Genomic DNA, 10,489 nt, shown 5'->3' with positions numbered 1-10,489 from the left:
ATGAGGGAGTAAAAATGGGCCCTTTGGTTTCAAGTGCCCATCGCGAAAAAGTAGAGGGATACATCAAAATAGGAATTGCTGAGGGGGCGAAATTGCTTTGTGGCGGGAAACGCCCTGCAGGCGATGCTTTTGAAAAAGGCAATTTTTTGGAGCCTACTGTTTTTGATGAGGTGGCGCCAACTATGCGGATCGCGCGCGAAGAAATCTTTGGCCCGGTGCTTGTGGTTATCCCGTTTGATAGCGAAGAAGAAGCAATTCACATTGCAAACGATACAGAGTATGGTTTGGCTGCTGCTGTGTGGACCAAAGATCTTACCCGTGCTCACCGGGTGACCGCACAGCTTCGTGCCGGAATTCTTTGGGTAAATCATTATCATCCGACTTATAATGAAATGCCCTGGGGTGGATACAAACAAAGCGGCACTGGCCGTGAGCTCGGCTTATATGGAATCGAATCCTATCTTGAAATCAAGCAAGTGAATATTAATCTGGATGAAACACCCATTGGATGGTACTCATGAATCGTATTCATATTAAAACCCAAATACCAGGTCCTAAATCAACAATGTTGATGGAAGAGCGTTATCAACATGTTGCCCGAGGTCCATTTCACGTTACCCCCATCTTTGTGGAACGAGCAAAGGGATCTTTTATTGAGGATGTTGATGGCAATGTTTTTTTAGATTTTTCTTCTGGATTTGGTGTGGTGAATACAGGACACTGCCCTGATAGCGTGGTCAAGGCAATCCAGACTCAGGCTGAAAAATACATCCATACCAGTTTTAATATTCTTCCTTATGAGGGCTATATCAGGGTCTGTGAACAGTTAAATCAGCACACCCCTGGAGATTTTAAAAAAAAATCAATTTTGCTTAATTCTGGTGCTGAGGCAGTAGAAAATGCAATTAAAATCGCACGAGCCTATACAGGCAGGCAAGCGGTGATTTGTTTTAATCATGCCTATCATGGCCGTACCTATATGGCCATGAGCCTTACCTCGAAGAACAAGCCTTATAAACATGGCTTTGGCCCATTCCTTTCAGAGATTCATTGTGCTCCTATGCCTTATGAATATCGTTGGGAGGGTTCTAATTGTATAGAGGAATGTTTTAATGATTTTTTGGAGTTGGTTACCGTTCGTGTCGGTGTTGAACAGATTGCCGCTGTGATTTTTGAGCCTGTTTTAGGAGAAGGGGGATTTATTCCTTTCCCAGCTCCATTCCTGAAAAAACTTCGCGAGTTTGCTACCGCAAACAACATTGTGCTCATTGCTGATGAAATTCAGTCCGGTTTTGGTCGTAGTGGAAGCCTGTTTGCAATGGATGCTTTGGGAGTGATACCTGATCTCACCGTGTCGGCAAAAGGGCTTGGTGGCGGTAGCGTACTTGCTGCAGTAACCGGTAAAGCTGACATCATGGATGCTGCAATGGTTGGGGGATTGGGCGGAACTTTTTGTGGGAATCCTCTCTGCTGTGCTGCCGCTCTTGAAGTGTTTAAACTCTTTGACACAGGAGAGCTCTTAAACAATGTCGCCACTCTTGCAACGGTATTGCAGTCCAGGCTCGCTGAATTTAAAGAGCACTATAAAGTAGTAGGCGATGTTCGTGGTTTGGGCGTTATGCAGGCGATTGAACTCGTGAACAATAAAGACTCAAAAGGACCCAATAAAATCGCCGCGGAAAAGCTAGCAAAATTTTGTTTAGAACATGGGCTAATCATTTTAACGTGTGGCACCTATGGTAATGTCATTCGTCTGCTCATGCCGCTGTCTACGCATGCAGAGGATTTGGAACTTGGCCTGTCTATTATTGAGGCGGGTCTCAAGACTTTGTAAATAACCTCCAATAGTCTTTGATGCATCGTCTGTCATACTCAACCTGTATGGAAAAATGCATCCTATTGATTACATACAACTTATTTCCCATCCGCTCAATGCTTGAGGGGCCCTAAGTGCTCATAAAACTCCCATTCAAATTTGGTCTAAACTAAAACTAAAGATAAAATCAATTCTGAATAAGAGTATAATGATGAATGAACGCTTTGAAACACACGGTTTCTTTGGCCCGAATAAATTAAAAATGGAACAAAATGAGATTTTAACGCTAAAAATGAGGGAATATTACAAAAGAAGTATTAATTCCGTGAAAGATCCAGATAAATTCTCTGAATTTATTATTCAAAAATTGAATAATCTAAAAAGCCCGCTTCGAATTCTAACCAATAGTGTCAATATAGCTGATGGTATTGGCGACTATAATAATCAACTGGATTTTAATATATGGCTTGAAGAATTATTTAGTGGTTTTGATAACATAATCTTAAGTTCTATTACTTTTTTCGAAGCACCTCGTAACAATGAGCTGCCTAAGGAAACATTAGCAGCCAAAATAACTCCTGAACGCTTACATTCCAAATTGCTTCTTATTGAAAGTGGTAGTCAATTTAAAGCTATTTCTTTCGACTCTCAAAAAATGTTTTATGTTCCTCAAACCGTATACAAAAATATTATAAAGCCAAGTGAGCTGCCCTCTAATTTGGAAAAGATAGATTTTTTTCTTAACATGGCAACGCCAATTTTTAGCAATCGTCCTTCTTACCAATTATATGAGCAGCTTTCTCGAGGATGCCTTATTCAATCACGTACAGAATATGGGATATATCACTCTGCAAGCTTGAGTAGTGACGATAAAATTTGCCGTGAAATTCCGATGGGGGTTAGATCTTATGAGACTGGGATAAAATTTTACCCCAGCTTGCAAAAATCATGTAAAGAGAACAATACGTTAGAGAAAAAAATTGAATTGTTTGACGGGGTAGAAAACAAAGCCATCCAAAAAGCGATAGGCGGGATGGATAAGAGCGAGTTTATTCGTTCCCATGGCTTTGCTTTTGGTTATTTGCAAAGTAAATCTTACTCCATCGAGTTTGTACTTATGATGTCAGCGATTTTTCGAAATGATAATAAGGAAGGTATTTTTATAATTAATTTGGACCACTTTAACGAAGTGGTAAAAGAGAATTTTTTTCAGGTTTTATTAAAGTCTCATGGTATTAGTCAAATAAAAATGATCGATTCTCAAGCGAACGTAGAAAGCATTCTGCTCGACGAAGAAAATAAGGGAAAAAGACTTACTTTAATCAATTTCCGAGGCATGAGTAATGAAGATAAAAATAAAATGATTACTCTTTCTTATGCAGTCGGTGGATCGGGTAATACATCCTTTTCAGAAATGATATCTTCAGAAAAACTACCTTTTATTCAATGTATTCATTGGGTAACTAATTTTTATAAATCATTTGTTAAACAATTGTCAGAATATAATGTTTTTGAACCAGAACTTACGGAAGATCTTCTGAAAGGTCGATATGTGGAGCTAGAAGACGGTAGATTGGGGGTTAAAAAAAACATTAGTAAGTTATCAGAGAACGATAAACTTTTGTATCAATATCTGATCTTACAAATGAAGCTTGTTAACGATAATAATAAAGTTCATAAGATACTCGGCCCCGAATTAAAAGGTAAAGATCATATAGAAATTCTAATGGATTTTGTCTCCCGGGAGGGTAACCTGGCAAAAATAATGGAAGCCTGGGGGCGTTATTGCAGTTTTCTGGAAGAAAAAAGAAATACTTATAATGATCTCATTGATATGGTAGTTACTGCTATTGTCATGAAAGAATTTGAATTGGCTAGCGAGGAAGAGCTCGAGGAATTGTTATCGTGGTTTCCCTCTGGAACAGTTGGTGGAATCAGCTTTTTTCATATAGCAATAGTGAAACAGTTGGATATAGATAAAAAAATCCACCTATTAGATTTGCTTGGTAATCTGAATGTGCCATTAACTTCAAGCATGGGTAGAGAACAATGGGTTAAACAATATACGCCTTTAATGCTGACAGCTCTTTATGGTGAAAAGGAATTATTTGAACATATACTGCAAAGTGAACGTCTTATTACAAAGAATGAAACAACCTCAAGTATTCAAGAAGCATACATTATTCTTTCAGAAGAAGATAACCAGGATTTTTTAGCTGTATTATTCAACTGTAATAATGAAAAAATAATGCTGGCATTAGCCACACATGAACCTCCAAGTTATATAAACAGAATTATTTAAGTAGATTATAGAGAGTATCAAAAATTTGTGGGGTAATAATGAGTGAACAGGTTTAATCCGAGCCAGAGGCCAATCTTTTATTAGATGTTTATATATTCAGAGTCATTAAATTAGCGCTTTGTGTTCGCTCTATAAAATAATTCCAACGAGGAATCCTATATATTGATTTACATGGTCGGAGTGACAAGAATCGAACTTGCGACCCCTGCCTCCCGAAGGCGATCCCGATTGTTTCTTAATGTATTTCTATACATCTCTATGAACAATAACTCCTTGTAATACGAGGGTTAATGGCATTTTTATGATGTACAGTGATATATTGTTATGTTACATTCCACAATGAAAATGCACCCTACATGCACCCTGTAATTCAAAAATAGGATTTTTATTACATGAATGTGATATTAACTATGATAAAGTCCAGGGTATTAATAAAGCAAGGATTAAGCAGTAGAAGAATTTCGTGGGTGCTATAAACCAAAAAACCACCGAAAAGGTGGTTCTTGGTCAACTGCTAAAAGGGGCGCTTTCACGGATCCCTAAAAGCTTACGTTGTAATTATGAGTTATTTTACATGGATATGTCAAATTTTTTGGTTATTTTTTGGATAACTATTCTAATTTGATGCAACAGGATAGGGTATGAAAGAATATATTAGTGCATTATCAATAGATAGGCTTACAAGCTATGAAATATTATGTCCAAGTAAAGTGGATACGGATATTATAGGAGCTTATCATTGGAATTTATTGATAAGCCAAGCATTTTATCCCTTCATACATTCAGTAGAAGTTGCATTACGTAATTCAATTCACCACGCAGCCACCAAGAAATTTGAAAATGAATTTTGGTTCGATATCGTTGTAACTGATGGTAAGTCAAGATCAATTCTCGAAGATACCAAAAATGATTTACATCGTAGATTTGGACAAGTAACAGCGTCAGATATTGTTGCAGGATTAACATTTGGATTTTGGACAAATTTAATAAAACAAAAAACATACACTGATCAATTTAATCCAAATCGACTATGGCCTGATTTAATTCCTTCGGTTTTCCCCCATTATGCAAGAGGGCAAGATGATAGAAAGAATATTTCCAAGCGATTTGAGGAAATAAGGCTGATTAGAAATCGCTTGTTTCATCACGAGCCTATCTGGAAATTTAAAAATGCCCAAACACCACAAGAATGTATCGCTGAATTGCGTCGTAAATTCAATGACACATTTAAAGCGATTGGCTGGATATCAAAATACAAACGAAATTGTTTAAGAGAATTTGGTTTTGTTGAATCGTTTAAAAACAATTGTACTCTTGAGCTTTTGGAAAGCTATAAAGTGAAGGGTGCGGAAATATTACAAAAATTAGCAGATTAATTATGAAGGCAAAAATCAATAACACGCTTATTAAAAAACTACTTCCTAGAGATAAAGAATATGAAGTTCATGATCTTGATCTAAAAGGATTCATGATAAGAGTATTTCCATCAGGAACCATGCGTTACGTCTGCCAGTACAAAAGAGGCAAAAAAATTAATCTTGGAACAGTCGGCGTTATGACAGCAGCTCAAGCTCGTGAAAAGGCTATTGAAGTGCTAAGTAATGCCAATAAGGGGATTGAGCCAACTGCACAAAAAGGGATAAATAAGCCTAAGACACTGCAAGAATTTATTGAGAGTGATTATAAGCCATGGGTTCTATCAACACATAAACGAGGTCAAGAAACGCTAGCAGGGCTTATTAGATGTTATAAGGCTTTTTTTTCAAAGCCATTGGTTGAAATTACGCCTGCTCTTGTAGAACAATGGCGTGTTAAGCGTCTTAATGACGGCACTTCCCAGGCAACCTTAAATCGTAATATTACCATGCTGAAATCACTGATGACTAAGGCAGTAGAATGGGGCTTTATAAAGGAGAACGCACTTGGTAAGTTAAAACCATATAAAATAGATCGGTCACCTAAAATTCGATACTTGTCATTTGAAGAAGAGACACGTTTACGCGAAGCGTTAATCGAACGAGACAATCAACTTCGACTGATGCGAAAAAATGGAAATATCTGGCGAGAAACGCGAGGTTATGATTTATTGCCTGAGCTTTCAGAAGACAATGCCTGTGATTACTTAATGCCGATGGTGCTATTGTCGATTAACACAGGATTAAGACGAGGCGAATTATTTCATTTGACCTGGGATATGGTGAATTTGTCAGAAGGTTCATTGATTTTGTCTGGTGAAATCACTAAAAACAAACATTCTCGTTTTATTCCGCTTAATGATGAGGCTTATAAAATTTTGGATCATCTACATAAAAAAGCAGAGATAAAAGAAGGATTGGTTTTTCCAAGTAAAAATAATCAACCATTTAACCATGTGAAACGCTCATGGGGATCGTTATTGAAAAAAGCAAATATTACGCAGTTTCGATGGCATGATTTACGGCACCATTTTGCGAGTAAGCTGGTGATGGCTGGGGTAGATCTAAATACGGTTCGTGAGTTATTAGGACATTCCGATATTGCCATGACGCTGAGGTATGCGCATTTGGCGCCGGAACATAAAGTGAATGCCGTTAGAAAAATAGATTGGTCAATGCAGGGATAGGAAATGAATGGTCATACTTCAAAATATGCAGAAAGAAACAGGCCCATAAGAAAAGTTGAGCGATTTATTCTCAAGATAATGATTTTTGTGGTCATACCTATTAGCTGCGTATTGGGAATAGTTTATCCAACTGGCAAAATAAGTAACTCGTTACCGGTATTATTTTCATTAGCTGGTTTGATCCAACTCGAAGTGGCAGGCTTATTTGAGTATATAGATTATCTGGGTAATGAATTAGAAAAAATATACGACGAATCTGGCCGTGTTCCTAGTAACATTACAAGAGCAATCTATGAGTATTATAATCCTGAGCCAACTGTAAAAGCATTTATTAATAACCAACTTTACTTAAATAAACGAGTTGGCTTCTATCTATTGTCGATTGGTGGATTGATTCAATTATTCACTATCTGGCTTGTATAGTGATTCCTTCTGTATTAATTGGGATTTGTGATCCATTCGTGTCGGAATATGCAGAAACGAGCTAGGTGATTTTAGGGATAGTTTAGATTGATCGTTTGCCCTAGTTTGATATGGTATCAAATTTCCATCGATGCCAAATAACTGGAGCAATGGATAAAATTAAATCTGGCGAGATAACTGGATCACTGACTGAGGTTCTATTGTTATTACAAACTAATAAATATTTATCTTCACTTTTTACCAATCGTCGAAAAAAGATGCCTTCTGTGGTTTCGACTATACAATTATGACCTACGCATTGATTTTTTTTATCTTGATTTATAAATTTAATCCCACCAACAATGTCGCCAACCTTATACTCCGGCTCCATTGAATCATCTGAGATTCTTATAACAACAGCATTGGGGTTATTCGTTTTAAAGAAATCTATCTCTTTTTGTATGGCTTGTTCTGAGGCGATAAGATCACCAACTGTATCTGCAAGAGACGGATAATTTTGAAATTCATTTTCGATCACTGATGGGCCTTTTCCTATGCCTTCTAGTAACCAATCAATCGAACAAGTCACATCATATTGATGAAGTATTTCTATTAAAGTAGCAGCTTTGGTTTTATTTATTGGGTTTCTTCCAAGCTCCCATGATTGAAGTGTATGGATACTGATTCCATGCTTTTCTTCTAAATCCTTTCGAGATAAGCCAGCAAGCATGCGCGCTCTTTTGATGCGATGCCCCATTGCAGAACTATCTTCATTTACTTTAATAGCATTTTTCATAAATATGTATTTACATTTATACGTGATATATGTATATAATAAATCAATATACGCGATATGCGTATATTTTATGTGAATTTATACGCGTTATAAGTGTAAGGATGCCTCTAAAATTAATTATTTTCAACACTTTAAACAAAATCAGTCTTTAAAGGTCAATTTCAAATAGGAATGTAAGTAACTAATGGACATGTCAATAAACCATGATGAGCTGGAAGCAATGAGTGGCTTACTTCATATCCAGCAATTGGCTTATTTAAGAGGAATTAGGCCGTATATGGATGTTAAAACAAGAATAACAGGCATCAAGCGGCGAATTAGTTATCAATCGATATCTGAGCAGCTCTATATCGAGCCTCATCAAGGAATTAAAAGCCAAAACTTTTCACGTGATCAAGTTCGTCGAGCTGTTTATGGATTGGTTCGTGCTGGTTTGATTGAGGTTCAATCGGAAGGTATGCAGCTAATTTTAAAATGCTTATTGGCTTCTACGGATTATTCTGTCCGAAATAAAGCCGCCATAAACCCACCACAGAAAGCCACCACAAAGTCGCATGAGGAACTTATTGAAAATATTAGGTTTTCTGAAGATGAGACTTTGAAAGCCGACATAGCTAATACTCAGAAAGCCGCCATACCTCTAATAAAAGATAATTATATTTATTTATTACAACGCTTCGACCATTTTTGGCTTATGTACCCCGAGAAAAAGTCACGTGAGCGTGCTTTTGAAATTTTTCAAAACATTAATCCAGATGAGCATTTACTGCAAACCATGTTGCAAGCACTGGATAGCCAAATTAAATCTCGTAAAACAAAAGAAGCGCATGGCGAATGGGTTCCAGCCTGGAAATTTCCAGCGAACTGGTTATCACAGAAGTGTTGGGAAGATGAAATCAGAATCGAATTAAAGCCGGAGAAAAGGAATGAGAAGCGTCGCACAAGTACTGGAACAGCCCATGATCCCTTCTGGAATCCAGAAGCAGAAGACTCAGCAAGCACCAGAGAGGATGAATACCAGCAAGACAATGTCGTCAGCATGCAACGCTATCGACAAGCGGATTGAGAACTTGTTTACCCGTTTTGCTGTCTTTTATGGGCATCTGTGGCGCAGCCAGTTTAAAAGCGATGGATTTTTAGAGTTTGCAAAAAAAGAGTGGTCGGAGGGTATAGAGCCATTTAGCGATGAGATTTTGAATCAGGCCATTTTAATGTGCCGGGATTATTGTGACATGCCGCCTAGCCTACCCCAAATGATTGGATTTTGTCGTGGTATCAAAAAGCGAAGTTCTTTTTATGTTGCAAACAAGGGGCATAGGCCAGCCACGAAGGCTGTAGTCGAAGAACATATCAAGCAATGCAAAGCATATTTACTTTAATAAAAAAAGGAGAAACACCATGTTGGTTTTAACAAGAAAAGTCGGGGAGTCTGTGGTCATTAGTGAAAACATATACTGTACCGTGGTGGATTACAGGCACGGAGAGATTCGTCTGGCTTTTGATGCGCCCCAGATTATTCCTATTCATAGGGATGAAATTCAGCGCCGCATTTATCTTAATCGTCAACAAGAAGGGGGGTATTGCGACAACAAATCCAGTCAAGAAAGCGTGGTTGATCGCTTAATCAATCAATTCAAACATGGGGTGAGTTCAGCTCAGGGCTATCAATAACTGTATGAAGGTGAACAATGATAGAGCTGGAAGAACATGGAATATCGGTTAAAGACCGTGCCAAAGAAAAGCTGAAGCGTGATTTAGGTGAATTGATTGAAGCGGCGCTTAATGATCCGAAAACAGTAGAAATCATGCTCAATGCAGATGGCAGGCTTTGGCAAGAGCGTCTGGGGGAAACGATGCGTTGTATCGGAAGCATTACCGAAGCGCGGGCGGAAAGCATTATCAAAACCGTTGCAGGGTTTCATGGAAAAGAAGTTACTCGTTTTAAGCCTTTGTTGGAAGGGGAGCTGCCTCTGGATGGATCTCGTTTCGCAGGTCAGCTGCCGCCTGTTGTTTCACGCCCAACTTTTGCTATTCGTAAAAAAGCATTATCAGTTTTTACTCTGAATCACTATGTTGAGTTAGGAATAATGACGGAAGCTCAGTGCGATGTCATTGAGCAGGTGGTGGTGGCACATCGCAATATTTTGGTCATCGGTGGAACGGGATCGGGTAAGACTACTTTGGTCAACGCCATTATCAATGAGATGGTTATTCATGCGCCTGAGGAACGCATTTTTATCATTGAGGATACCGGCGAAATTCAATGTGCTGCTAAAAATTGCGTCCAATATCACACCACTCTTGATGTCAGTATGACCCAGCTTTTGAAAACCACACTCAGGATGCGGCCAGACCGAATTCTTGTTGGTGAAGTTAGAGGTAGTGAAGCGCTGGATTTACTTGATGCCTGGAATACCGGGCATGAGGGTGGTGCTGCTACTTTGCATGCCAATAACTGTCTTGCAGGACTTCATCGTTTGAAATCACTCATTACCCGTAACCCCTCTGCCCCGACGGAAATTGAACCTTTGATTGGTGAGACGGTTCATTGTGTGGTGCATATCGCAAGAA

11 protein-coding genes are annotated in these 10,489 nt (G+C 38.4%); 10 read left to right on the top strand and 1 reads right to left on the bottom strand.

What is annotated here, in order from left to right; genetic code table 11:
- The 6 genes from Q0495_RS02395 to Q0495_RS02370 all read left to right on the top strand — a co-directional run.
- Positions 1–521, top strand: a 521-nt coding sequence (locus Q0495_RS02395) for an aldehyde dehydrogenase family protein (protein WP_298622644.1), incomplete at its 5' end; no start/stop codon positions are given.
- The gene (locus tag Q0495_RS02390) at positions 518–1,834 is read left to right on the top strand and encodes an aminotransferase class III-fold pyridoxal phosphate-dependent enzyme (RefSeq protein WP_298622642.1); all 1,317 of its coding nucleotides are present in this window, start codon (positions 518–520) and stop codon (positions 1,832–1,834) included. The genes Q0495_RS02395 and Q0495_RS02390, both read left to right, overlap by 4 nt.
- Positions 1,835–2,024: 190 nt before the next feature.
- Positions 2,025–4,118, top strand: a complete 2,094-nt coding sequence (locus Q0495_RS02385; RefSeq protein ID WP_298622639.1) for a hypothetical protein — start codon at positions 2,025–2,027, stop codon at positions 4,116–4,118.
- 641 nt (positions 4,119–4,759) lie between these two features.
- Positions 4,760–5,494, top strand: coding sequence for a hypothetical protein (locus Q0495_RS02380; protein WP_298622637.1), 735 nt, complete (start codon positions 4,760–4,762; stop codon positions 5,492–5,494).
- A 2-nt stretch (positions 5,495–5,496) separates the two neighbouring features.
- Entirely contained in the window at positions 5,497–6,720 is a 1,224-nt protein-coding gene (locus Q0495_RS02375; RefSeq protein ID WP_298622635.1) for a site-specific integrase, read from the top strand.
- A gap of 3 nt (positions 6,721–6,723) precedes the next feature.
- Positions 6,724–7,143: a hypothetical protein gene (locus Q0495_RS02370; RefSeq protein WP_298622634.1), complete on the top strand. Its 420-nt coding sequence runs from the start codon at positions 6,724–6,726 to the stop codon at positions 7,141–7,143.
- 100 nt (positions 7,144–7,243) lie between these two features.
- Here the strand turns inward: Q0495_RS02370 and Q0495_RS02365 are convergent, their stop codons facing one another.
- Positions 7,244–7,918 carry an XRE family transcriptional regulator gene (locus Q0495_RS02365; RefSeq protein WP_298622632.1) on the bottom strand — a complete coding sequence of 225 codons (675 nt, stop codon included), beginning with the start codon at positions 7,916–7,918 and terminating at the stop codon, positions 7,244–7,246.
- Between the two features lie 184 nt (positions 7,919–8,102).
- Between Q0495_RS02365 and Q0495_RS02360 the strand changes: the two genes are divergently transcribed.
- From Q0495_RS02360 to trbB, 4 genes are all read left to right on the top strand, one after another.
- On the top strand, positions 8,103–8,984 hold the full coding sequence (locus Q0495_RS02360) for a hypothetical protein (RefSeq protein WP_298622629.1): 882 nt from the start codon (positions 8,103–8,105) through the stop codon (positions 8,982–8,984).
- Between the two features lie 4 nt (positions 8,985–8,988).
- Positions 8,989–9,297, top strand: coding sequence for a hypothetical protein (locus Q0495_RS02355; protein ID WP_058481199.1), 309 nt, complete (start codon positions 8,989–8,991; stop codon positions 9,295–9,297).
- A gap of 19 nt (positions 9,298–9,316) precedes the next feature.
- Positions 9,317–9,589 carry a carbon storage regulator gene (locus Q0495_RS02350; RefSeq protein ID WP_298622625.1) on the top strand — a complete coding sequence of 91 codons (273 nt, stop codon included), beginning with the start codon at positions 9,317–9,319 and terminating at the stop codon, positions 9,587–9,589.
- 17 nt (positions 9,590–9,606) lie between these two features.
- On the top strand, positions 9,607–10,489 hold an 883-nt coding region (trbB, locus tag Q0495_RS02345; protein WP_298622622.1), incomplete at its 3' end, for a P-type conjugative transfer ATPase TrbB.

The sequence above is a fragment of the uncultured Legionella sp. genome, assembly GCF_937871865.1.
GTDB lineage: Bacteria > Pseudomonadota > Gammaproteobacteria > Legionellales > Legionellaceae > Legionella.
Note: the sequence above shows the minus strand (reverse complement) of the source record. Positions and strands in the feature narration are given on the sequence as shown.

What these genes read in the sequence shown, in the direction of transcription:
- Q0495_RS02390 (WP_298622642.1), top strand. Translation starts at nt 518, where the DNA reads ATGAATCGTATTCATATTAAAACCCAAATACCAGGTCCTAAATCAACA.
- Q0495_RS02350 (WP_298622625.1), top strand. Translation starts at nt 9,317, where the DNA reads ATGTTGGTTTTAACAAGAAAAGTCGGGGAGTCTGTGGTCATTAGTGAA.
- Q0495_RS02380 (WP_298622637.1), top strand. Translation starts at nt 4,760, where the DNA reads ATGAAAGAATATATTAGTGCATTATCAATAGATAGGCTTACAAGCTAT.
- Q0495_RS02370 (WP_298622634.1), top strand. Translation starts at nt 6,724, where the DNA reads ATGAATGGTCATACTTCAAAATATGCAGAAAGAAACAGGCCCATAAGA.
- Q0495_RS02375 (WP_298622635.1), top strand. Translation starts at nt 5,497, where the DNA reads ATGAAGGCAAAAATCAATAACACGCTTATTAAAAAACTACTTCCTAGA.
- Q0495_RS02365 (WP_298622632.1), bottom strand. Translation starts at nt 7,918, where the DNA reads ATGAAAAATGCTATTAAAGTAAATGAAGATAGTTCTGCAATGGGGCAT.
- Q0495_RS02360 (WP_298622629.1), top strand. Translation starts at nt 8,103, where the DNA reads ATGGACATGTCAATAAACCATGATGAGCTGGAAGCAATGAGTGGCTTA.
- Q0495_RS02385 (WP_298622639.1), top strand. Translation starts at nt 2,025, where the DNA reads ATGATGAATGAACGCTTTGAAACACACGGTTTCTTTGGCCCGAATAAA.